The sequence below is a fragment of the Ferrovibrio sp. genome, assembly GCF_035304305.1.
GTDB lineage: Bacteria > Pseudomonadota > Alphaproteobacteria > Ferrovibrionales > Ferrovibrionaceae > Ferrovibrio.
Window position 1 is genome coordinate 1 of record NZ_DATGQG010000167.1, and the last position, 23,915, is coordinate 23,915.

The 23,915-nt window shown below is 66.5% G+C and carries 20 protein-coding genes; 7 read left to right on the plus strand and 13 right to left on the minus strand.

The genetic code is table 11. The annotated features are described in order from the left end of the window. Positions 1-1,141, plus strand: a 1,141-nt coding sequence (locus VKZ87_RS18190; protein ID WP_324222693.1) for an FAD-binding oxidoreductase, incomplete at its 5' end; no start/stop codon positions are given. A gap of 47 nt (positions 1,142-1,188) precedes the next feature. Continuing rightward, positions 1,189-1,665 (plus strand): dihydrofolate reductase family protein, encoded by a 477-nt coding sequence (locus VKZ87_RS18195; protein ID WP_324222694.1) that lies wholly within the window; start codon positions 1,189-1,191, stop codon positions 1,663-1,665. Here VKZ87_RS18195 and VKZ87_RS18200 read toward each other — a convergent pair. The 3 genes from VKZ87_RS18200 to VKZ87_RS18210 all read right to left on the minus strand — a co-directional run bounded on the left by VKZ87_RS18200 (position 1,650) and on the right by VKZ87_RS18210 (position 5,144). Beyond that, positions 1,650-3,497 (minus strand): TRAP transporter permease, encoded by a 1,848-nt coding sequence (locus tag VKZ87_RS18200; RefSeq protein ID WP_324222695.1) that lies wholly within the window; start codon positions 3,495-3,497, stop codon positions 1,650-1,652. The genes VKZ87_RS18195 and VKZ87_RS18200 overlap by 16 nt on opposite strands. Before the next feature lie 107 nt (positions 3,498-3,604). Then, complete coding sequence (locus tag VKZ87_RS18205; protein ID WP_324222696.1) at positions 3,605-4,573, minus strand: TAXI family TRAP transporter solute-binding subunit; 969 nt, start codon at positions 4,571-4,573, stop codon at positions 3,605-3,607. 79 nt (positions 4,574-4,652) lie between these two features. Next, positions 4,653-5,144, minus strand: coding sequence for a DUF488 domain-containing protein (locus tag VKZ87_RS18210; protein WP_324222697.1), 492 nt, complete (start codon positions 5,142-5,144; stop codon positions 4,653-4,655). A gap of 147 nt (positions 5,145-5,291) precedes the next feature. Here VKZ87_RS18210 and VKZ87_RS18215 point away from each other — a divergent pair, with 147 nt between their 5' ends. The 5 genes from VKZ87_RS18215 to VKZ87_RS18235 all read left to right on the plus strand — a co-directional run bounded on the left by VKZ87_RS18215 (position 5,292) and on the right by VKZ87_RS18235 (position 12,429). Continuing rightward, positions 5,292-6,431 (plus strand): efflux RND transporter periplasmic adaptor subunit, encoded by a 1,140-nt coding sequence (locus VKZ87_RS18215; protein ID WP_324222698.1) that lies wholly within the window; start codon positions 5,292-5,294, stop codon positions 6,429-6,431. Positions 6,432-6,455: 24 nt separating this feature from the next. Beyond that, complete coding sequence (locus VKZ87_RS18220) at positions 6,456-9,605, plus strand: efflux RND transporter permease subunit (RefSeq protein WP_324222699.1); 3,150 nt, start codon at positions 6,456-6,458, stop codon at positions 9,603-9,605. Between the two features lie 88 nt (positions 9,606-9,693). After that, on the plus strand, positions 9,694-10,776 hold the full coding sequence (locus tag VKZ87_RS18225) for a DUF2855 family protein (RefSeq protein WP_324222700.1): 1,083 nt from the start codon (positions 9,694-9,696) through the stop codon (positions 10,774-10,776). Between the two features lie 111 nt (positions 10,777-10,887). Continuing rightward, the gene (locus tag VKZ87_RS18230; RefSeq protein WP_324222701.1) at positions 10,888-11,772 is read left to right on the plus strand and encodes an aldo/keto reductase; all 885 of its coding nucleotides are present in this window, start codon (positions 10,888-10,890) and stop codon (positions 11,770-11,772) included. Continuing rightward, the gene (locus VKZ87_RS18235) at positions 11,773-12,429 is read left to right on the plus strand and encodes a DUF6064 family protein (RefSeq protein ID WP_324222702.1); all 657 of its coding nucleotides are present in this window, start codon (positions 11,773-11,775) and stop codon (positions 12,427-12,429) included. On the opposite strand, the gene hemW is transcribed toward VKZ87_RS18235, so the two are convergent. From hemW to VKZ87_RS18285, 10 genes are all read right to left on the minus strand, one after another. Further along, entirely contained in the window at positions 12,426-13,610 is a 1,185-nt protein-coding gene (gene hemW / locus VKZ87_RS18240; RefSeq protein WP_324222703.1) for a radical SAM family heme chaperone HemW, read from the minus strand. The two genes, VKZ87_RS18235 and hemW, sit on opposite strands and share 4 nt — an antisense overlap. Continuing rightward, positions 13,594-14,217 carry an RdgB/HAM1 family non-canonical purine NTP pyrophosphatase gene (gene rdgB, locus VKZ87_RS18245; RefSeq protein ID WP_324222704.1) on the minus strand — a complete coding sequence of 208 codons (624 nt, stop codon included), beginning with the start codon at positions 14,215-14,217 and terminating at the stop codon, positions 13,594-13,596. Before rdgB ends, hemW begins: the two co-directional genes overlap by 17 nt. A 2-nt stretch (positions 14,218-14,219) precedes the next feature. Then, complete coding sequence (gene rph, locus VKZ87_RS18250; protein WP_324222705.1) at positions 14,220-14,936, minus strand: ribonuclease PH; 717 nt, start codon at positions 14,934-14,936, stop codon at positions 14,220-14,222. A gap of 200 nt (positions 14,937-15,136) precedes the next feature. Further along, positions 15,137-16,921: a cation:proton antiporter gene (locus tag VKZ87_RS18255; RefSeq protein WP_324222706.1), complete on the minus strand. Its 1,785-nt coding sequence runs from the start codon at positions 16,919-16,921 to the stop codon at positions 15,137-15,139. Positions 16,922-17,034: 113 nt separating this feature from the next. After that, positions 17,035-18,273: a threonine--tRNA ligase gene (thrS, locus tag VKZ87_RS18260; RefSeq protein ID WP_324222707.1), complete on the minus strand. Its 1,239-nt coding sequence runs from the start codon at positions 18,271-18,273 to the stop codon at positions 17,035-17,037. 409 nt (positions 18,274-18,682) lie between these two features. Further along, positions 18,683-20,095 carry an amidase gene (locus VKZ87_RS18265; RefSeq protein WP_324222708.1) on the minus strand — a complete coding sequence of 471 codons (1,413 nt, stop codon included), beginning with the start codon at positions 20,093-20,095 and terminating at the stop codon, positions 18,683-18,685. A 306-nt stretch (positions 20,096-20,401) separates the two neighbouring features. Further along, positions 20,402-21,085 carry a hypothetical protein gene (locus VKZ87_RS18270; protein WP_324222709.1) on the minus strand — a complete coding sequence of 228 codons (684 nt, stop codon included), beginning with the start codon at positions 21,083-21,085 and terminating at the stop codon, positions 20,402-20,404. Then, a complete protein-coding gene (locus VKZ87_RS18275; RefSeq protein WP_324222710.1) occupies positions 21,082-21,945 on the minus strand; it encodes a hypothetical protein in 864 nt (287 codons plus the stop codon). Before VKZ87_RS18275 ends, VKZ87_RS18270 begins: the two co-directional genes overlap by 4 nt. Positions 21,946-21,992: 47 nt before the next feature. After that, entirely contained in the window at positions 21,993-22,466 is a 474-nt protein-coding gene (locus VKZ87_RS18280; RefSeq protein WP_324222711.1) for a peptidoglycan-binding domain-containing protein, read from the minus strand. 474 nt (positions 22,467-22,940) lie between these two features. Beyond that, on the minus strand, positions 22,941-23,915 hold a 975-nt coding region (locus VKZ87_RS18285; RefSeq protein ID WP_324222712.1), incomplete at its 5' end, for a polysaccharide deacetylase family protein.

The following is a 23,915-nucleotide window of genomic DNA, read 5'->3' on the forward strand; positions in this document are numbered from 1 at the left end:
GCAGCGCATGAACCGCGTGCGCGCCATCGATCCGCTGAACGACACGATCACGGTCGAGGCGGGCTGCATCCTGAGCCAGGTGCAGGAGGCCGCCCGTGCCGCCGGCCGGCTGTTTCCGCTCTCCATCGGCTCGGAGGGCAGCTGCACCATCGGCGGCAATCTCTCCACCAATGCCGGCGGCAACGCGGTGCTGCGCTACGGCAACACGCGCGAACTGGCGCTGGGACTGGAAGTCGTGCTGGCCGACGGGCAGATCTGGGACGGCCTGCGCGGCCTGCGCAAGGACAATACCGGCTACGACCTGAAGCACCTGTTCATCGGTGGCGAGGGCACGCTCGGCATCATCACCGCCGCCGTGATGAAGCTCTATCCGCTTCCCGCTGCCCGCGCGACCGCCTTCATCGCGATCCCGGACCCGCAGGCGGCCATCGAACTGCTGGCGCTGGGCAAGCAGGCCACCGGCGGCCAGGTCACCGGCTGCGAACTGATCCCCCGCATCGGCCTGGATTACGTGCTGCGCCATACCCCGGCGACCTCCGATCCGATCGCGGAACGCCATCCCTGGTACCTGATCATGGAATTCTCCTCGGGACGCGACGACGGCAGCATCGGCAATGCCATGGAGGCCGTGCTGGCCGACGGCCTGGAGAAGGGATTCGTGCTCGACGCCGTGATCGCGCAGTCGGAGAGCCAGCGCGCCGCCTTCTGGAAAATCCGCGAGGCGCTGTCCAGCGCGCAGAAGCCCGAGGGCGGCTCGATCAAATGCGACATCGCCGTGCCGGTCTCGCAGATGCCGGCCTTCATCGAGAAGGCGACCCGGGCGGTGGAGGCCAGGGTGCCCGGCGTGCGCATCGTCGCCTTCGGCCATATCGGCGATGGCAACATCCACTTCAATCCGTCGCAGCCGGTCGGCTGGGAGCCGCAGAAATTCCTCGACCTCTGGGACGAGGTTTCCGACATCGTGCACGGCATCGCACATGAGATGAAGGGGTCGATCTCGGCCGAACACGGCGTCGGCCGCATGAAGATCGACGAGATCACCCACTACAAGTCGCCGGTGGAGATCGAGCTGATGCGCAAGATCAAGCGCGCCCTCGATCCCGACAATATCCTCAATCCCGACAAGGTAGTCCGGCCCTGACGACGCCGCTCTTCCGGGCCTATCTCGCCGTCAGCGCGGACAGCTTCGTGGCGCGCGCCGACGACAGCTTCGACTGGCTGCATGACTACGACCCGGCGGAATTCGGCTATGCGGAATTCATGGCCGGGATCGGCAGCATCGTCATGGGACGCAGCAGCTACGAGGCGGCGCGGAGCCTGTCCGGAGACTGGCTGTACGGGGAAAAACGCGCCTATATCGTGACCGGCAGACCTTTGGCCGATCCGCCGCCCCGGACGGAGACACGGCCGGCCGACTTCGCGGCGCTGGCGGCGGAACTGCGCGGGCAGTCCGACGGCGATGTCTGGCTTTACGGCGGACCGAAGCTCTGGGCCGGCTTTCTCGATGCCGGTGCACTCGACCGCTTCGAGCTCTACGTCGTCCCGGTGCTGATCGGCGAAGGCATCCCCCTCCTGCCGCCGCAGCGTCGCGACAGGACGCTGCGGCTGCTGGAGAGCGAACCCCTGTCCAGGGGAGTCGCTAAACTGGTCTACGCCGTGGGCTGAGCCGCGCGCGCGACGAATTTCTGGCTGAACAGCACGATCGCGATCAGACCGAGACCAACCAGGTCAGTCACCAGCCCCGGCTTGATCAGCGTCAGCGCCGCAGCGAACATCAGCACCCGCTCCCAATGCCTGGTCGGCTTGAACAGATAGCCATGCAGCGATGCCGCCAGCATGAAACAGCCTGCAGCAGCGGTGATCACGGCATGCAGGATGGTCGGCCAGTCGCCAATGAACAGCAGGGCCGGCTCAAAGACGAACATGAACGGCACGATAAAGCCCGCAGCGCCGATGCGTACGGCTGAGAAGCTTGCCTGCCAGACATCGGCTTTGGCCAGACTCGCACCGGCATAGACCGCCAGGGCCACCGGCGGCGTGATGGCCGACAGGATCGCGAAGTAGAAAGCGAACATGTGTGCCGCCGGCTCCACCACACCCAGCTTCATGATCGCCGGCACCATCAGCGAGACCATGACGATGTAGGCCGGCGTGGTCGGCATGCCCATGCCGAGGATGATGCCGGCGCAGGCGGTCAGCAGCAGCGCGAGGATCAGGCTGTCCTGTGCCAGGTTGACCACGACGTTGGTGAAGGTGATGCCAAGACCGGTCAGCGTGATCGAACCGATGACGATGCCGGCGCAGGCGCAGGCCAGCGCCACCGCCAGGGTATTCCTGGAGCCATCCTGCAGGGCATCCCAGATCAGCCTGATATTCAGGCCGCGCCGGGTGCTGGCACGCAGCAGGGCGATCGGGAAGCAGGCCAGGGTGCCGGCGAGCGCGCAGAGCGGCGCCGAATAGCCCATGAACATGCCCGCCAGAATGATCGCCACCGGGATGAAGAGGTGACCGCGATCCAGCATGACATTGCGGAAGCTCGGCACCTCCTCGCCGGGCAGTCCCTTCAGGCCGAGACGCTTGGCTTCGAAATGCACGGCGGCAAAGCAGGCCACGTAAAACAGCACCGCGGGGGTCAGCGCCCACAGGGCCACGGTGGCATAAGATACGCCTAGGAACTCCGCCATCACGAAAGCGGCGGCGCCCATGATCGGCGGCATGATCTGGCCGCCGGTCGAGGCCACCGCTTCAACGCCCGCCGCAAAAGGCGCGCGGAAGCCGGTACGCTTCATCAGCGGAATGGTGATCGCGCCGGTGACCATAACGTTGGCGACGGCGCTGCCCGAAACGGTGCCGAACAGGCTGGACGACACCACGGCAACCTTGCCGGGGCCGCCGGCCGAACGGCCGGTGACCGCCAGGGCAAAATCCATGAACAGACTGCCCGTGCCCGTGCGCTCCATGAAGGCACCGAACAGCACGAAGATCATCACATAGGCAGCCGAGACGCCGAGCGTGGAACCGAAGATGCCTTCGGTGGTCATGTAAAGCTGATCCAGCAGGGTCAGCGGATTGACCTGGGTGACGAACAGCGCATGCGCCATGAACAGCAATGCCGTGATCGGCAGCGCCCAGCCGATCACGCGCCGCGTGCAATCCAGCACCACCCAGAGCAGGATCACCGCCGCAGCAGCGTCGATGACTGTCAGATCGTCGATGTAGATGATGCGGTTGATGAAGTAGTCGTAATTGACGAACAGATGGCCCAGGGCGAAAGCCGCGCCGGCAAGCATCAATGCGTCATACCAGATGAAACGTCGCCGGCCGTCCCTGGTCGAGACCGGGTTCAGCAACAGGATCAAGACCACCGCAAAAGCAAGGTGGGTGGCCCGGAAAATCATCGCTTCCGGAGGAGCAAACGCGATGACCCACAGATGGTAAACCGCCATCGCCACCCCGATCGGCGCCGCAATGCGCTCGACCAGGCTTTTGTTCTCCATCGTCCGCCCCTCCCCGGATCGATTACGCTGCTTCGAGAAGCCGTAATCGTTGCAAAAAAGAACCGACGCCGCCCGTCCGAAGCGGCGCCGGCTTAGGTGGCCTCAACTTATTTCAGCGCGCCGACCTCGCGGTAGTACTTCGCCGCACCCGGATGCAGCGGCACGCCAATATCCTCGGCCATCTCCTTGGCCGTCATCTTGGCCATGGCCTTATTGACTGCGGCAAGATCGGCAATCTGCGTCGCCATCGCCTTGGTGACGGCGTAGATCTTGTCCTCGGGCAGCTTGCACTGGGTGATGAAGTGCGTCGAATACCCGATCACCGGCAGATCCTTGTCCTGCTTCGGGTAGGTGCCGGCCGGGACGATCACCTTGTTATAGCCGGCGTTGATCTTCTTCATCGCCGCCAGGCCTTCATCGGTAATCGGGATCAGCTTCATGTCGCGGGCGCTGGCCAGATCCATGACCGAAGCGGCGGGGATCGTGGTGCCCAGCGTGAAGACCTGCGCATGGCCGTCCTTCAGCAGCGACGCGGCATCGTTGTACGAGGCCATGAAGTTGACCTTGCCCATCGCGTCATAGCTCAGGCCATGGGCCTGCAGGATATGCTGCGAGATGGCTTCCGCCGTATTGCCGCGGGTCTGTACGGCGATTGCCTTGCCCTTGAGGTCTTCGATCTTGTTGATACCCGAATCTGCGAGCACCACCACCTGGAAATACTGCGGATACAGGTTGGCGATCTGGCAGACATTGGTTGCCTTCTCGGTGAACGGCGGCTTGCCGTTGACCGCGTCGACCGTCGAGATCGAGTTGCCGAAGCCGAAATCGGCCTTGCCTTCCTGCACGCCCTTCACGTTGGCGATGCCGGCGCCGGGCAGGGTCTGCACGGTCGAACCGGGAATTGCCTTTTCGAACATGGCCTTGAGCGTGCCACCGAGCGGTACCCACACACCACCCTGGGGACCAGTCATGAGTTTGTAGGTCTGTGCCGAGGCGTCGCCGCCAAAGCTGGCAGCCAGCAGGCCGGCGGTGACAGCCACGGCGAATCCGCCACGGCGCTTGATGCGCTGAATCATCGTTTCCTCCAGATGCGCTCTTTCTAGCGGCCAGAGTGTGCGGCAGCGCGCAAGCGGCCGTCAAGCATGGATAATTCGGCTAGAACAGGCTGGGCTGCACCGGTGTCGCCGCTGCCTCGGCAGGCAGCAGCCTGCCATCGGAGAGAATGTGCCGGACCGCAACGCCGCGAGCCAGCAGGGCCGGCGTAACCAGCTGGTTACGGTGGCATTTCTGCGGATCGCGCTCGGCGCACATGATCGCCGCCCTTGCCACCGATGCGGCCGCCAGCAGCTCGTCCAGAGCCGCGGCGAATCGGGGACTCGCCGCCATCCGGGCGTAATCCGGATGCCCGTCCGGGCGATACAGGACCGGATCGCGCGGCCGGCCGCCCAGGCCCTCGCCGAACCAGCGATAGGCGATGCCGGCCTCCGCCAGGCTCCGCTCCAGCGCGGCACGGCCGAATTGCGGTGAAAACCGCGAGGCCGGTTGCGAGCGGATATCGGCCAGCAGCTCCACGCCATGCGCCTGCAGCAGCGCGATGAAGGCGGCGATGGGATGATTCGAATGGCCGATGGTAAGGATCGTCGTCACGGGCGTGACCAATATCACAAGTTACCCCCTGGTAACTGATGCAGGATGGACGGGGTCTACACGTATCTATATACACTGGCGCCGCCTTATTGCCCTCGCCGGGCGCCGGTCGAACGGGCGATTGCATCGGGGGATTTGGGGAAGATTATGAGGCGTTTGGCCAAAATCGGGCTTGGCGTGCTGGCGCTGGCGGTGATCGGCGGCGGCGGGCTGTACCTGTTCAAGGCGCGGCAGCCGGCCAATGCCGTGGCCACGGCCCCCGTATCCCCGACAGCCGCGCCCCGTTTCGAGGGACTGGAATTCTCTCCCGCCGATCTTGCCGAGGCCAGAACCGCCGACCTGCGCCGGGCGGTCCGCCTGAGTGGCAGCCTGCAGCCCTTCAACCAGACCGTCATCCGCGCCGAAGTGGCCGCCGTCGTCGAGGAGATCCGCGTGCGCCCGGGCGAGCGGGTGAAGAAGGGCCAGCTGCTGGCGAAGCTCGATACTGCCGATCTCGCCGCCAAGCTGCGCGAGAAGCAGAGCAACCTGGACTCCGCGCGCTCCACCCTCAGCCTCGCCGAGATCAACCGCAACAAGGCGGTGACGCTGACCCAGCGCGGGGTGAAATCGCAGACCGCGCTGGACGAGGCCGAAAATGCCTGGCGCACCGCGCGCGCCAATGTCGCCGCTCTGGAACAGCAGGTTGCCATGGCGCGCAAGGCGCTGAACGACGCCGCGATCTACGCGCCGATCGACGGTCTGGTGGCGGAACGCTTCGTCAATCCGGGCGAACGGGTTGCCGTCGACGCCCGGCTGTTCAGCATTGCCGATCTGGACGTGATGGAAATGGAGGCGCTGGTGCCGGCCCGCGACGTGCCGCAGCTCCGGATCGGCCAGCCGGTCGTGCTGCGCGTGGAGGGCTTCGGCGACCGCCTGTTCGAGGGCCATATCGAACGCATCAATCCGACCGCGCAGAGCGGCTCGCGCTCGATCCCGGTCTATATCCTGCTGCGCAACGGCGATCTGTCCCTGCGCGGCGGCATGTTCGGCAGCGGCGAGGCGATCCTGGCGGAAGCCGCGAATACCGTCGCGATCCCGGCTGAGGCCCTGCGCCGCGAAGACACCGAAACCGTCGTCTATGTCCTGCAGGACGGCCGGCTGCAGCGCCGCGCCGTCACCGTCGCCATCGACCAGACCACCGATGGCCGGGTCGGCATCGCCAGCGGCCTGGCAGCAGGCGAAACCGTGATCAGCACGCCCGGCCTGCGCCTGAATGACGGCCTCGCCGCCCGCGTCGCCGGCCGCTAGTCCATTGCCCCGGGGGAGGCAGCCATGTGGCTGACCCGCATCAGCGTCAACAATCCGGTCTTCGCCACGATGATGATGGCGTCGCTGCTGGTGGTCGGCCTGTTCTCCTATTTCAAGCTCAGCGTCGAGCAGTTTCCCAGCGTCGAGTTCCCCATCGTCGTGGTCAGCACCGCCTATCCGGGCGCCACGCCGGAAAGCATCGAGAGCGAGGTGACCCGCCCGATCGAGGATGCGGTGAACACGGTCAGCGGCGTGCGCTCGCTGACCTCGCGATCGCTCGAAGGCCGCTCCACCGTTATCATCGAATTCGAGCTGACCGTGGACGCGGTCGAAGCGGTGCAGGACGTGCGCGAGAAGGTGGCCAGCGTCACGCCGCGGTTCCGCGACGAGATCGAGGATCCCGAGATCAGCCGCTTCAGTCCGGAAAGCCAGCCGATCGCCTCGATCGCCATCCGCAGCGACCGCCGCGACCTGCGCGAGCTGACCACTCTCGCCGACCAGGTGATCCTGAAACGGCTGCAGACCGTCCGCGGCGTCGGTCGCGCCTATATCGTCGGCGGCGTCAAGCGCCGCATCAACGTGATGCCGAATCCGGAGAAGATGCATGCCTACGGCATCGGCATGGACCGGCTGGTCGACCTGCTGAAAGCCGAGAACCAGCAGCTTCCCGTCGGCACCCTGACCCGGCCGCAGACCGAGTTCGTCGTGCAGATCGAAGGCAAGGTCATCGATCCGCGCGATTTCGCCAACCTGATCGTCGCCCGCCGCGGCGGCGCACCGGTCTATCTCGGCGACATCGCCACGGTCGAGGACGGCACCGAGGAGAAGGATGCCGTCGCGCTCTACAACGGCGAGCGGCTGCTGATCATCGAATTCGTCAAGGTGCAGGGCGCCAACACGCTGGAGGTGATCAACGGCCTGAAGGAAGAAACCGCCATCCTGCAGAAGGACCTGCCGGCCGACCTCAAGCTGGAATTCCTGCGCGACGACAGCCGCGCCATCCTGATCTCGGTCAACGGCGTCCAGCGCACCCTGATCGAGGGTGCCGCGCTGACCATCCTGATCGTCTTCCTGTTCCTGAATTCCTGGCGCAGCACGATCATCACCGGCCTGACCCTGCCGATCGCCGTGATCGGCACGCTCGCCGCCGTGCATGCCGCCGGTTTCACCCTCAACAAGCTGACGCTGATGGCGCTGTCGCTCGCCATCGGCATCCTGATCGACGATGCCATCGTGGTGCGCGAGAACATCACCCGCCATGTCACCATGGGCAAGAGCCACCGCCGCGCGGCGCTGGACGGCACCAACGAGATCGGGCTGGCGGTGCTGGCGACCACGCTCAGCATCGTCGCGGTCTTTCTGCCCGTCGCCTTCATGGAAGGCATCATCGGCCGCTTCTTCCTGCAGTTCGGCATCACCGTCACGGTGGCGGTGTTGATCTCTCTGTTCGTCTCGTTCACCCTCGACCCGATGCTGTCCAGCGTCTGGCATGATCCGGACAGCCTGCCGAATGCCCGGCGCGGACCGATCGGCCGGGCCGTCGGGCTGGTCGACAGGGGCATGGAGCATCTGGCGCAGCTCTATCGCGGCATCCTGCGCTGGAGCCTGCGCTTCCGCTGGGCCGTGCTGCTGATCGCGGTACTGAGCTTCGCGGGCAGCGCCGCGATGATCGGCCGGCTGGGCACGGAATTCGTCCCCGAGCCGGACCTTTCGGAAATCCTCGTCGAGATCACCACGCCGCCCGGCGCGGCGATCGACTATACCGAGGCCAAGGTGCGGCAGGTCCAGGATGCGCTGAAGGAGTTCCCGGAAGTCAGCTACTCGGTCGCTTCCGTCAATGCCGGTCCCTTCGCGCGGCGCAACGTGGCGATGATCTATGTCCGCTTCGTGCCGCTGGAGCAGCGCAGCCGCACGCCGCAGGAAATGGCGCAGCCCTTCCGCGACCGGCTCTGGCAGATCGCCGGCATCGACAACATCAATATCGGCCTGCCCAACCTGGGCGGCGGCCTGAACAAGCCGATCATGATCAGCCTGCAGGGCCAGGACATCGCCGAACTGGACCGCCTGTCGCGCGAGGCGATGGAGATCATCCGCACCGTGCCCGGCGTGGTCGACCTCGAATCCAGCCTGAAGGCCAACAAGCCGACCGTGGCGCTCGACATCGACCGCCAGCTTGCCGCCGATCTCGGCGTCAGCCTCTCCTCGATCGCCGCCACGCTGCGGCCGCTGCTGGCCGGCGAGGAGGCCGGCACCTGGAAGGCGCCGGATTCGGAGGATTACGACGTCTTCGTCCGCCTGCCGCGGGACGACCGCACGGGGCTGCCGGATCTGGAGCGCATCTATGTCGCCTCGACGCAGACCGATGCCGCCGGCAACCCGAAGATGGTGGCGCTGGCGCAGGTGGCGGAAATCCGGCCGTCCGCCGGCTCGACCCAGATCAACCGCCGCGATCTTGCCCGCGAGGTGCTGCTGACCGCGAGCACGTCGGGCCGCACCGTCGGCGAGGCCAGCCGCGAGATCCAGGCCAGGCTCGAGCAGATGAAGCTGCCGCCCGGCTACCGCTTCTGGTTCGGCGGCGCCTCCAAGGACATGGTGGAATCCGCCGGCTATGCCGCCGCCGCCCTGCTGCTGGCGGTCATCTTCATCTACCTGATCCTCGCCTCGCAGTTCGCCAGCTTCCTGCAGCCGCTCGCCATCATGGCCTCGCTGCCGCTCTCCCTGATCGGCGTCATTCTCGGCCTCTGGCTCTGGGGCTCGACGCTCAACATTTTCTCGGTCATCGGCTTCATCATGCTGATGGGCCTGGTGACCAAGAACGCCATCCTGCTGGTCGACTTCATCAACCAGGCGCGGCGCGAGGGGATGATCCGGGCCGACGCCATTCTGGCCGCCGGCACGATCCGGCTGCGGCCGATCATCATGACCACCTTGGCGATGATCTTCGGCATGATGCCGCTGGCGCTCGCGCTGGGCGAAGGCGCCAGGCAGAGCTCGGCCATGGCGCATGCGGTGATCGGCGGCCTGGTATCGTCGACCCTGCTGACCCTGATCGTGACGCCGGTGATCTTCACCTATCTCGACGATCTCGGCCGCTTCGTGCAGCGGCTGCTGCCGAAGGCCCCGGACGAGGACCATGCAGAGGACGCGGCCTCCGGCCGGCAGCCGGCGGAATAAAACCGTCGCCGCATACCGATTTTTGTCACGGAACAGCCGCAGCACCGGCGTAAGCTGGCAGCGGATACTGTGAGCACTGGAGACAGACATGCCCGTGACCGCGACCGAGTTCACCGTCGACAAATCCGACCTGCGGAAAACCCGCATCGGCGAGCGCCCTCTGCCGGATCTCGCGCCGGGCGAAATCCTGCTCGCCATAGACCGCTTCGCCTTCACCGCCAACAACATCACCTATGCCGAACTGGGCGAGCGCATGGCCTACTGGCAGTTCTTCCCCGCGGCGGATGGCGGCCAGGGCATCATTCCGGTCTGGGGTTTCGCCGATGTGAGGGAATCGCGGCATGATGCGATCGGCCGGGGCGAGCGCATCTACGGCTATTTCCCGATGGCGAGCCATGCCGTGCTGCGGCCCGAGCGCGTGTCGGACGGCAGCTTCGTCGACGCAAGTCCGCACCGGCAGAAGCTGCCGCCGGCCTACAATCTCTACACGCGCTGCGCCAAGGACCCGATCTGGCGTCCCGGCGATGAAGCGCTCTATGCCCTGCTCCGGCCGCTGTTCGTCACGTCCTTCCTGATCGACGACTTCCTCGCCGAGGAGAATTTCTTCGGCGCCGCCAGCATCATCCTGTCCAGCGCCTCGTCCAAGACCGGCTTCAGCCTCGCCCAGTGCATCCACAACCGGAAGGTCGTCGAAGTGGTCGGCCTCACCTCCGGCGGCAACCGCGCCTTCGTCTCCGGGCTCGGCTGCTATGACCGGGTCATCGGCTATGACGACATCCACGAGCTGCCGAAACTGCCGGCAGTCTTCGTCGATTTCGCCGGCAGCAGCAGCGTCCGCAGCGCGGTGCATGAGCATTTCCGCGAAGACATGAAATACAGCTGCGCCGTCGGCATGTCGCATCGCGACCGGGATCCGCCGGGCAAGGGACTGCCCGGCGCCCGGCCGGTCTTCTTCTTTGCCCCTGACCGCCTGCGCAAACGCGCCGAGGACTGGGGCCGCGATGGTCTGGCTTCGCGGCTGGACGAGGCCTGGGAGTCCTTCCTGCCCCATGCCCGGCGCTGGCTCACCGTGCATCACGGCCGCCGCAGCGATGCCGAAGCGGTCTACCGGGCAACGCTGGAGGGCAGGGTTCCCGCGCAGGACGCGCATGTACTGACGCTGACGGATTAGAAGGGCGTGGACAGCCGGGCTTGACCCGGGCAGCCGCGATTTCATTCTCTTCAAGAGACCAACAGCGCAGGCGCCGCCGTGCAGCAACCCTGTCTCACCCGCCGATCCTTCATGGCTGCCGCAACCGCAGCAGCCGCCCTCCCTGTTTCCGGCTTCGCCCAGACCGGCACGCTGGTGACCAAGCCGATCCCGTCCAGCGGCGAAGCCCTGCCCGTCATCGGGCTCGGCACCTGGATCACCTTCAATGTCGGCAACGATCCGCAGGCGCGGGCCGGCTGCACCGAGGTGATGCGGCATTTCTTCGCGCGCGGCGGCAGGCTGATCGATTCCTCGCCGATGTACGGCTCGTCGCAGCCGGTGATCGGCCATGGCCTGCAGGCGCTGGGGCGGACGCGGGATGTTTTCTCGGCCGAGAAGATCTGGACCTCCTCGGGTGCGCGCGGTCCGGAGCAGATCGAGGCCTCGCGCCGGCACTGGGCCGTGCCGCGCTTCGACCTCATGCAGGTGCACAATCTTCTGTCATGGCAGGAGCATCTGCCGAAACTGCAGCAGATGAAGGCGGACGGCCGGCTGCGTTATGTCGGGATCACCACCTCGGAAGGCCGCAGGCATGGCGAGTTCGAGGCGATCATGCGCGACCATGACCTCGACTTCATCCAGGTCACCTACAATCTCCTCGACCGCGCCGCCGAGCGGCGCATCCTGCCGCTGGCGCGCGAGCGCGGCATCGCCGTGCTGGCCAACCGCCCTTTCCGCGAGGGGCCGTTGATCGACCGGCTCAAGCGTCACCCGCTGCCGCCCTGGGCCGCCGAGATCGACTGCGCCAACTGGGCGCAGTTCGCGCTCAAGTTCATCGTCTCGCATCCGGCGGTCACCTGCGCCATTCCGGCCACCACCAGCGTCGCCCATGTGGAGGAGAATATGGGCGCCGCCTATGGCCGCATGCCGGACGAGGCGATGCGGCGGCGCATGATCGCCCATGTCGAGGCGCTCTGAATGACGGAATGGTGGACCTACCGCCTGTCCGATTTCCTGCTCTTCTCGCCGCAGACCTATTACCGGCTGTTCGAACTCTACAACGCGGCGATCTGGCCGATGCAGGTGCCGGCCCTCGCCGCCGGCCTTGGCATTCTCGCCCTGCTGCGGCGCGGCGGCGCCGCGCCTGGCCGCACAACCGGCGTCCTGCTTGGCCTCGGCTGGCTCTGGACCGCGTGGGTCTACCATCGCGGCTGGTACGCACCGATCAACTGGGCCGCCGACTACTATGCCATCGGCTTCGCGGCGCAGGGCGCATTGCTGCTGCTGAGCGCCGCCTGGCCGGGACGGCTGGCAGTGGCCAGCGGACTGAAGCGGGCGCGGACCGGCTGGGGGATCGTGGTCTTCGCAATCGTCGCGCATGCCATGCTGCCGCTTTTGCTCGGCCGCCCGGTGTTGCAGGCGGAGGTTTTCGGCATCGCTCCCGACCCGACCGCGACCGCCACGCTCGGCGCCCTGCTCGCCATGCACCTCATCCGCTGGGAACTGCTGGTGCTGCCGCTGCTCTGGTGCGTGATCACCAGCCTCACGCTCTGGACCATGGACTCGCCCGAGGCCTTCGTGATGCCTGTCATTGCGCTGCTGGCAATCCTGCAGGCGGTGCGCGGGAAGGCCTAGGCCAGCAGCCTCGCCAGGAGACCGTCCAGCACGGCGCGGCCATCCTTTGTAGCAATCAGCCTGTCGGACGTCCGCGTCAGAAGTCCGGCCTGTTCCAGCGGCACACTGCGCGCCGGCGGCACGACCTCATCCAGAGAGAGACCGCTCGCGGCGCGGAGATTTTCCGCCCAGACGCCTTCGCTGAGGCGCAGGCCCATCATCAGCGCCTCCTCGGCGCGCTCGCGCCTGCCGACCGGTGTTTCGGTTTCGCGGCCATGGCCTTCGGCCTCCACCGCTTCCAGCCAGGCTTCCGGCTTGCGGCGGTTCTGGACCGCCGACCAGGTCCCGCCGCGCGTGAAGCGGGCATGGGCGCCGGGCCCCAGTCCTAGATATTCGCCCGAGCGCCAGTAGACGAGATTGTGCCGGCTCTCGCCGCCGGGCTTCGCATGGTTGGAAATCTCGTAGGCCGGCATGCCGGCCCGCTCCATGACCTCCTGCGTGAGATCGTAGAGCGCGGCCTGCGCGTCATCGGGCATCGGTTTCAGCGCACCGCGCGCCACCGCGCCGGCGAAGCCGGTATTGGGTTCGATGGTCAGCGTGTAGAGCGAAAGATGATCGCCGGCGAGGGTCAACGCGTCCCGCAGTTCGGCGCGCCAGGCTTCCGCACTCTGTTCCGGCCGGGCATAGATCAGGTCGAAGGAATAGCGCTGCACGGCCTTTGCGGCCGCTTCGATCGCCCGCCGCGCCTCGCCCGCGTCATGGGCGCGGCCGAGGAATCTCAGCACCGCCTCGTCGAAGCTCTGCACGCCGATCGACAGCCGGTTGACGCCGGCCTGTGCGAAGGCGGCAAACTTCGCCGCCTCGGCCGAGTTCGGATTGGCCTCCAGCGTGATCTCGACATCCGGCGCGAAGGGCCAGTGGCGCCGCGCGGCCTCGAGGATCGCGGCGGTCGTCTCCGGCGGCATCAGCGACGGCGTGCCGCCGCCGAAGAAAACCGAAGTGATCGTCTCGCCGCGGCCGATGCCGATCCCGGCATAATGATCCAGCTCGGCAAGATAGGCCTGCGTCCAGCGCGCCTCATCCACGCGTTCGCGCACATGGGAATTGAAGTCGCAATAGGGACATTTCGAGACGCAGAACGGCCAGTGCACATAGAGGCCGAAGCCGCGCGCCGGTGCCTTCGCCTCAGCCGAAACAGGCATCGATCAGCTGCCGGAAGGCGAGCGCCCGGTGGCTGATCGCGTGCTTCTCCTCAGCCGGCATCTCGCCGAAGGTGCGCAGGTTGCCGTTATCCACCTCGACCTGCGGCAGGAACATCGGATCGTAGCCGAAGCCGTTGCTGCCGCGCGGCGGCCAGACCAGCCGTCCGGGAATGATGCCTTCGAAGCTTTCGCAATGGCCGTCGGGCCAGGCCAGCGTCAGCGCGCAGACGAACTGCGCGAGGATCGGCGGCTCGGTGCCCTTCTCCTCCACTGCCTGCCAGACCTTGTCCATCGCCTTGCCGAAATCCTTCGATGGCCCGGCCCAGCGGGCGGAGTAGATCCCCGGCGCACCGTCCAGCGCATCGACGCTCATGCCGGAATCGTCGGCCAGGGCCGGCAGGCCCGAGGCTTGCGCCGCGGCCAGCGCCTTCAGCTCGGCATTGGCGACAAAGGTATCGCCGGTCTCGTCGGGCTCGGGCAGGTTCAGTTCGCCGGCGGACACGGCGCGGACACGGAAGGGAGCGATCAGCTCGCCGATCTCGCGCACCTTGCCGGCATTGTGGCTGGCAATCACCAGCGTATCGCCGCTGAAGCGCCGCCGCGCCATGATTACAGCCCTACCGCCTGACGCTGCAGGGTCATCAGTTCGCCGACGCCCTTCTTGGCGAGCGCCAGCATGGCGGCGAATTCTTCCTCGCTGAAGGGATGCTTTTCCGCCGTGCCCTGCACCTCGACGATGGCGTTCTTGTCGGTCAGCACGAAATTGGCATCCGCCTGCGCGGTGGAATCTTCCGGATAGTCGAGATCGAGCACGGCGACGCCGTCGCAGAGGCCGCAGCTCACCGCCGCCACCTGGCCGATCAGCGGGATTTTCGCGATCGCGCCCACTTTCACCAGTTTGGCGAAGGCGAAATGCAGCGCCACCCAGGAACCGGTGATCGCCGCGGTGCGCGTGCCGCCATCGGCCTGCAGCACGTCGCAGTCGAGCCGGATCTGGCGTTCGCCGAATCCGGAGAGATCGGTGACGGCGCGCAGGGAACGGCCGACCAGGCGCTGGATTTCCTGGGTGCGGCCCGACTGCTTGCCGCGCGACGCCTCGCGCTCGGTGCGGCTGTGGGTGGAGCGCGGCAGCATGCCGTATTCCGCCGTCACCCAGCCGCGGCCGGTATTGCGCAGGAAGGGCGGCACCTTCTCTTCCACGGTGGCGGCGCAGAGCACATGGGTCTCGCCGAATTTCACCAGGCAGGAGCCCTCGGCATATTTGGCAAAGCCCGGCTCGAGGCGGACTGGGCGGAGCTGGTCGGCTTGGCGGCCGCTCGGACGCATGGGGCTCTCCTTGCGCGAATAAGTCTCAGAAACGTGCTGCGGTTCTAGTCGATTGGCCCATCATGGACAAGGCGGCGGCCCGCCGAAAGGCCCGGGGTTGACGGTCATGCGGCCGCGGGCGCATCGATGGTCCGGCGCCGGGGCCGGCTCTCCGCGCGACGAGACCACCTGTCTGGGGCAGCTGGCGGTCGGGTTGCCTTCTAGGCGGCGACCGGCGGCACGTCGTCGGAGGGCGGGCTCGCATCCCGGACGGCCGGGAAATGCTCGATCATCGCCCGCGCCATCTCGCGCTCGCCCATGATCACCGTCGTGGCGCCGTGCTTGAGCAGATGCTCGACCTCGGCATCGGCATGGGCGCGGGCAACGATGTCCAGCCCGGGATTCAGCCGGCGCGCCTTGCTCACCAGCCCGCCGATCTCGAAGGCGTTCGGGATCGCCACGATCATCTGGACGGCGCGGTCGAGCGCCGCGGCCTCGAGAATGTCGCTGCGGATGGCATTGCCGTGGATGACCTCGACGCCGCGCTTGCGCAGTTCGGCAACACGGGTATCGGCATCCTCGATCACCAGATAGGGCAGGCCCTTCTCGGTCAGGGCGGCAGCCACCAGGCTGCCGACCCGGCCGTGCCCGACCAGCACGACATGGCCGCTCAGCGCGGTCGGCGGCGGCGCGACTTCATCCTCCGCCACGGGCTCGGCGGCGGTCGCGCCGGTATCGGGCTTCGGCGGCTCGCCTGCGATGGCAGCGGCGGCGCCGGGCAGGCCGGGGAACCGCTTCTCGAACCAGGGCCGCAGGCGCCCGACGGCGGCGAAGGAGAGCGGATTGAGCATGATCGACAGGATCGCGCCGGCGAGGATGAAGTCGCGCCCCTGCTCCGGCAGCAGACCGAGTTCAACGCCCAGGGCGGCGAGGATGAAGGAGAATTCGCCGATCTGCGCCAGGCTGGCGGAGATCAGCAGGGCGGTACCGACCGGATGGCGGAAGGCCAGCACGATCAGGAAGGCCGCCACCGACTTGCCGAGCACGATGATGAACAGCGTGCCCAGCACCGGCAGCGGGTGATGCAGGAGGATCATCGGGTCGACCAGCATGCCGACCGCGACGAAGAACAGCACCGCGAAGGCGTCGCGCAGCGGCAGGGTCTCGTTCGCCGCCTCGTGGCTGAGCGGCGACTCGCTCATGATCATGCCGGCGAAAAAGGCGCCCAGGGCGAAGGAAACCCCGAACAGCTTGGCGGCGCCGAAGGCAACGCCGAGCGCGATCGCCAGCACGGCGAGCCGGAACAGCTCGCGCGAGCCGGTATGGACGACGTAATGCAGCAGCCAGGGGATCACCCGGCGGCCGATCACCAGCATCAGCACCATGAAGGCCGCCACCTTGCCGAAGGTGATGCCGAGCGCGGTGGCGATGTCGAGCCCCGACATGGCGGCCACGTTCGCGCCGGCCTCTTCCGCGGGGGCGACGATGCCGGCGATCGCCGGCAGCAGCACCAGCGCCGCCACCATGGCGATGTCCTCGACGATCAGCCAGCCGACGGCGATGCGGCCGCGCTCGGTCTCGATCAGCCGGCGCTCCTGCATGGCGCGCAGCAGCACCACCGTGGAGGCGGTCGACAGCGCCAGGCCGAAGACGAAGCCGGCGGTGACCGACCAGCCCAGCGCCAGCGACAGGCCGAGGCCGAGGATGGTGGCCAGCGCGATCTGCGCCACCGCACCCGGAATCGCGATTGCCTTCACCGAGAGCAGGTCCTTCAGCGAGAAATGCAGGCCGACGCCGAACATCAGCAGGATGACGCCGATCTCGGCCAGTTCGTTGGCCAGCGCCTGGTCGCCGACGAAGCCCGGCGTGAAGGGCCCGACCACCACGCCGGCCAGCAGGTAGCCGACCAGCGGCGAGATTTTCAGCCGGTTGGCGACGGCGCCGAACAGGAATGCCAGTCCCAGCCCCATGACAACCATCGCGATCAGGGGCGTGTGATGGGGCATCGATTCGGCCTCTTGGTATGAATGCTGGGGTCAGGCCCCCAACATATGGACCACACGCCGCTGCATCAACCGTAACGGCCGCATTTCTGCGGCGGTCTGCCGTCTTTCGGCTGTCAGCGGAACGCCTCCTTCCGGAAGCGCCGCGCGGCCTCGGCGACCGGCAGTTCCTCCTGCCGGCCGTCGCGCCGGCGGAAGGACAGCGCGCCGCGTTCGGCCTCGCGCTCGCCGGCCACCGCCACCAGCGGCACGCCCTGGTCATGGGCTTCGGCGATCTTGCGGGAGAGCCGCTCGCGCCGCACGTCCACCGCGACGCGGTAGCCCTCGCGGCCCAGCACCGCCGCCACCTTGCGGACATAGCCCTCCTGCTCGGGCCCGACACTGGCGAGCAGGATCTGCTCCGGCGCCAGCCAGAGCGGCAGCGCCCCGCGATGATGCTCCAGCAGCATGCCGATGAAGCGCTCCAGGCTGCCCAGCACGGCATGGTGGATCAGCACCGGGTGCCTGCGCCCGTTGTCGCTGTCGACATATTCGGCGCCCATCCGCTCGGGCAGCACGAAATCGAGCTGCACCGTGCCGCATTGCCAGGCCCGGCCATGGCTGTCGCGCAGGTGGAATTCCAGCTTCGGCCCGTAGAAGGCGCCCTCGCCGGTGCGGATCGCGAAGTCGAGGCCGGCCCGCCGCGCCGCCATGGCGAGCGCCGCCTCGGCGCGGTCCCAGACGGCATCCGGGCCGGCGCGGCGCATCGGCCGGGTCGAGAAGAAGACCAGCAGCGAGCCGAAGCCGAAATCGGCGTAGATGCTGCGCAGCAGCTCGCAGAAGCGCTGCACCTCGGCCTCCACCTGGGCTTCGGTGCAGAAGATATGGGCGTCGTCCTGCGTGAAGCTGCGCGTCCGCATCAGGCCCTGCAGCGCGCCGGAGGGCTCGTCGCGATGCACCGCGCCCATCTCGCAGTAGCGCAGCGGCAGGTCGTGCACCGAGCGGACCCGCTTGCTGAACAGCTGGATATGGCCGGGACAGCTCATCGGCTTGAGCGCGAACGGCCGGTTGCCGGAATTCACCCGGAACATCTGCGGCGCGAACTTGTCGGCATGGCCGCTCTGCTCCCACAGCGACCAGGACAGCAGCTGCGGGGTGCGCACCTCCTGGAAGCCGGCCTCGCGCATGCGGCGGCGGATGTAATCCTCCACCACGCGGTAGATGACGAAGCCGCGCGGGTGCCAGAACACCATGCCCGGCCCCTCCTCCTGCTGGTGGAAGAGATCGAGCCGTGTGCCGAGCACGCGGTGGTCGTAGGCATCCGGGCCGGGAGCGGAACTGCTCCGGCTGCCGTGGAGGGTGACGAGGTGGTTCATGGCGGGTCTCCGGTTCTGCCGGCCGGCAAAAGACGAAGCCCTGAAAAGACCGAGGCCCCGTCCGTCGCCGGCGGGGCCTCTGGGTCACTTTGCTATGCGTTATCTCCTCACGCGCAACAACCCGGGCCACCGCCGACGGCGGTTACCTTAATGAGGGCTACGGTGAGAATGACGTTCTGCATGGTGCCTGAACGGTAGAGAGCGGGCGGCGCAGCGTCAAGCGCGAATTTTCTGCGCTTCGCTGCTTCGCCGTTTTCTGAAGAAAGACCGGGCGGCAACCGGAAGCTTGCCCAAAGTCGGCGAGGCTTCGTCCAGCACCCGCCAGACCGGCGTCAGATCGGCCGGCTTTGCTCCGGCCTGATGCGGCCTGCCCTCGCGCAGCCTGTCGCTCCAGCTTTTCATCGCGGACCTAAAGCGACGGCGGGCGGAAGCCGCCGAAGACCTGTTCGGCCAGCGCGGCGAAGTGCAGCGGCGTGCGATCCTCCAGATACGGCCCGACCGCCTGCAACCCGACCGGCAGGCCGTCCTTCGTCATGCCGACGGGAAAGGCCGTTGCCGGCAGGCCGTTCAGCGTCGCCGGCCCGGCCCAGTGGAACTGCGCATCATAGGGAAAGGATCTGCCGTCGATGCTGATGGTCCGCTCATGCTGCGGCCGGGAATCATGCGGGAATGCGGCCGTCGGCATGACCGGGCAGAGCAGGATGTCGAATTCCCGGAAAAAGCCGTGCCAGCGGTCGGCGATGGCGGTGCGGACGAAATTCGCCTGCATCCACTCGCGATGGCTGGCGGTCGTGCCCCTGCGGCCGGCCGCCGCCGCCTCGGCATACTCCTTCTCCGGCATGGTGGCGCCGAAGAAGGCGAACAGCATCGTCAGGTAGGTCTCGGCGATCAGCGCGAGGTCGGGCAGCAGCGGGCTGGAGCGCGCGACCCGGCAGCCTTCCTTCTCCAGCCCGGCCGCGAAGTCGCCGATGATGGCGCGCACCGATGTATCGGTCGGCAGCAGCGGATGCTCCTCGAGTACCAGCACGCGGGCCTCCTTCAGCGACGCGAAACGCGGCGGCGGCAGATGCAGTCGGTATGCCACCGCCTCGGCGTCGTCGGGACCGGCCAGAACCTCCAGCGCCAGCGCAAGATCGGCCGCCGAACGCGCCATCGGGCCGACCACGGGCAGGTCGACGTCTGGATCGACGCTGCGCACCGGCACGCCAGGCGGCGCATGGCCGCGCCTTGGGACCAGGTTGAGCGTCGGCTTGTGCGCATAGACGCCGCAGAAATGCGCCGGCACACGCAGCGAGCCGCCGATGTCGGAGCCCAGTTCGAGCGCGACATAGCCGGCGGCCAGGGCCGCAGCCGCTCCGCCCGAGGAGCCGCCCGGCGTGCGCGCCGCATCATACGGATTGGCCGTGCGGCCATAGACCGGATTGTCGGCCTGCCAGTCGCCCAGCATCGGCGGGACGTTGGTCTTGCCGAGGATCACCGCGCCGGCCTCCCTTAGGCGTCGCACCGTCACGGCATCCTGCGTCACCGGGATATCCCTGGTGCCGGGAAGGCCCCAGGTGGTCGGCAGGCCAGCGACATGGAAGGATTCCTTCACCGTCATCGGCAGGCCGAGCAGCGGCCGCGTCTCGCCGCGCGCCAGCGCCGCATCGGCCGCCTTCGCCGCCGCCCGCGCGCGCTCGAAATCGCGCACCGGCACAGCATTCAGCCGGCCGTCCTGCGCCTCGATGCGGGCGATCGCCTGCTCGGTGAGGTCCAGCGAGGAGACCTCGCGCGCCCTGAGGGCGCGGAGCAGTTCGCCGGCTGTGCGGTATTCGGGTGTCATGATGTCTGTCCTGTTCTGTGCGAATGCGCGGCCAGCGCGATTGTATGACATGGCGGCGGCCGATCCGCATCAGCGATCCTGTTTCAGCGGCAGGCAGATATCGGTGAGCAGCTTGGTCGGCGGCACGACGCGCATATCCCCCCTCTTATCTTCCGCGCCAGTAGCGGTAACGTGCCGGCGTTTTCGAGTCAGGTCTGTCAAACTCGCTTTTCCAGTTCAGCTTCCAAGCAGATCAATCGGGGTTGGTCGGGTGCTGCCGTTCTGCATCGACTGAGGTCCATGCCCGAGAAACAGCAAAGCGAGAAATCAGTCCGAAGGTCGGAAACCCCAATCCTGTGCGTTGTACAGGAAATACCGTTCAGGCCTCTCTCTGACCCAACGCAACGCGTCTTTCCCAACCCAATAAATCGAGCCCTTGTCTTCCGTCCTGATCAGTTCGCGGCTGGGCAACCGGTAGAAGCTTTGATTGCGGTTGGTTGCGATCTTCCCCAGAATACGATGGAAGCGCCGCTTCAGCGCAGAGTGCTCTTTGTTTCCGGGCATTCCGTAAAACGTAATGTCGCCGTGAGGCATGACGGTTTCACTCCGCAACTCTTCCTCGCCCAACGCCATGCCGAATCGAACCATCGCGCCAGGTCGCGCATAATTGCTGCAAACCCAACTGAAATCATCCACTCCGTCAACAAACGTCTGGTATTTGACAAAGTGAGGCACCCAAGACGAGGAAAACACAATCATTGCGTGATCGCGTTTTGCATACCCTTCCGTGGCAAGCAGGTGATCATGAAAGCAGATTGATGGTGGCTCAGCCTTCCTCCGAGTGTTTACGGAGCCTGGGTCGGTATAAAAGCGGGCTTCTGGAAAACTTTGCCGCAAGAGATCGGAAAATTGCATCCAATCCGCCGCCGTCAACCACACGTATCGTGTGCTGATCGACACTGGCTGAGCGGGCAAACGTCTAACCGTCTCATAGATTGCGCCCTGCTTCATTGTGGCTTTCGCTTCCTTTTTTCTTCAATCGCATTAACTATCTTCCGTGCAAAAGCAGCTGCCTCTTTGTCATACTCCGCAAGAGTATTATCACTTACGTTCCCGTCTTCATCCGGGCGCAGCTTTTCTACAGTCTCAATCATATCGGCAGGTTTGATCAGGCGAATCCCGTCTCTCTGATCTCGCTCCCGCTTCACCACTTCTTCCGGGTTCCGCTTCAACGTTAGAGCAGAATTAACCCGCAGGTATTCAAATCCAAGCTCATCAGCCAGCTCCCTGGCTAGCCTAAAAGTCATGTCAGGCCAGTGACCGCCTTTTCGGCCTGTCTCGGGATGAGGGATATGCTCTTCCTTAAGATCAACTCCCACCCCGTTTTTCCGAGAGCCGGCTACATGCTCTATCTTGCCCGCCAGTCCGGGAGTAGAATTGAATCTATCCATAAGCGCCTTTGTTAACCGCGCGTTTCCGAGTTGCGTAGCCTTGTCTCCCCTGCGGTTGAGGAGCAGCATAAGCTGCTTCGCCAGCGCCTGGTCGAACGGCTCCAGTCCCTCGTACCAGTCCGTCATCTCGGGCGGGATCAGTTGCTCGATCGTCGGCTCGGGCTCTTCCGCCGGGCGACCCTGCAGTCTGTCACTGACGTCCGGCGGCACGAGCGGCGGCGTCTGAGACGCGGCTTTGTCGTTATCGTTCATCGGTCTGGAAGGCGGCGTCTGCGGCATGGGATCAGCCGCTTCGGCGTTGCTGCGCGCATTCTCATATTGCTGCCGGGCCCATTCACCCGCCGCTCCCGCCAGCGGCGCGAGCAGCGGCAGGGCTCTTACGGCCAGCGGCGCCAGGGCCGCGACGGGCGCCAGCGCCAACCGCTCACCCGGTTTCGCCTGCGGCGGCTCCGCATTGGATATGTCGCTTACAATCGGCGCCTGAGACGCGGAGCCGGCGGCCTCGCCGCTTCCTCCGCCACCGTGTTGCGGAAGCGAGCCTCGTCTTCGTAATGCGCGTCCACTTCGGCCGGCGTGTAGGCTCTCTGTCCGGCCACTCGGTCGCCGACCTCGTCCCGCATCGCGGCCAGCGTCTCGCCGACGCCGTCTGCACCCACACCGCCGGACGGGAGCGGCAGGATGGTGCCGTCGGCCTTCAGGCCGTTGCGTTTCTGCAGCTTCCGGATCGCCTGCCACAGGCCATCGCCGGGCCAGCCGGTCGGGAAATCGTGCGGCAGGGAATAGTCGCCCATGCAGTCCAGAAGCGTCTGGACCTTGATGATGTCCTCGCGGCGGTTCTCGCCCTCGGGTCCGACAGAGCCGAAAAGCGAGAAGAGATCGGTATCGCGCCGCTTTGGCTGCGGCGGGCGACGGGAGGGCGCACGGTCTGGAAGCAGGGACATGGCAGGCCTCAGTCGAAGAGATTGGAGGGAGAACGGCATTTGACTTTCTCCCCATAAAATGTACATTATATGTTCCGGTGGTCAAGCGGCTTTTTTCCGCTGCCTGCGCTGCTGCTGTTGGAAATCGTGAATCGGATCAACGGCATACGACCGTATGCCCGCCGCATGCCTATGGCCGGCGTCGTATCGCTGTCCCGGACGAATCGCCCACCTGCGGACAGCTGCGCACATCCTTCCGCCGCCGCCACACCTCCCTCGTTCCCCGAGGGGTGCCCCGCAGCGGGACTCAACGGGATTCAACGGGACTGAACGGGACTGAACCGGCACTCAACGGGATTGAACTGGCCCCGAACGGGACTGAACCGGCTTCCAACGGGACTCAACTGGCTCCGAACGGGCTCGAACGGGACCCGGCAGATTCAGGAAAATCAGCGGATTGGCCGGAAAACGCGCGCTCGGCGCAGCGCCTCCTGGCTACTTCATCACCGTGTACTGGATGCCGAACCAGCGGAAGCGGCCCTGCTCCTTCGTGGGCACGGTGCAGGAGATGCGGTCGCGCGGCGGCACGAAGGGCTCGGGCGGCACCACCTCGAAGCGGCGCGCGTCGCCGTCCAGCCGATTCGGCGCGATGCGCCTACCCTGGCCGGTATAGCAGACCATCTGCTGCAGCCGTTCGACATCGTCGGTCACGGTGAAGCGCAGGACCGGCGGATTCGCCGTCTGGCCGAGGCGGACCAGCACATCCTCCGGCTCGATCGACTCCACCGGCAGGGGCAACGCGTTCACCACCTGGCGCAGGCGCTCCACGCTGCCATAGGCCTCGTTCATCGGAAAGCGCGGCTGCCAGTACATGTCGTGGCGGGCATGGGCGATGCCGGAATGCTGGCCGAAGGCGACGCTGTGGCCGAGTTCCCGCACCATCTCCTTCACGCCGCTGTCCCATTCGCCGAAGGGATAGGCGAACAGCGCCGGCCACTCGCCCAGCTCCTGCTCGAAACGGCGCAGCGAATGCTCCAGATCGGCGCGGGCGGCCTCGCGCGTCATGCCCGGCAGGCTGAAATGCCGGTGCGAATGCGCACCGATGGTGACGCCCTCTTTTTTCAGCTGCCGGATCTGCTCCCAGGTGAGATAGCCCTTCAGCCTGCTGTCCACCGGCTCGGTGGCGACGAAGAGCGTGAACGGCAGTCCGGCCTTCCTCAGCCGCGGCCAGCCCTCGGTGAGGACGGAGAGGTAGGCGTCGTCGGCGGTGATCGCCACGGCGCGGTCGGGCAGCGGCTGCTTCGCCCGCAGCTTCGCCACGATCTCGGGCAGCGGCAGCACACTGTAGCGGCCCGCGGTCAGCTCGGCGATATGGGCGTCGAACTGCTCGAGCCGGATATTGGTGCTCGGCACGCTGTCCTCGCCGAAGCGGTGATACATCAGGATGGCGGCATGGTCGGCCGCGACAGC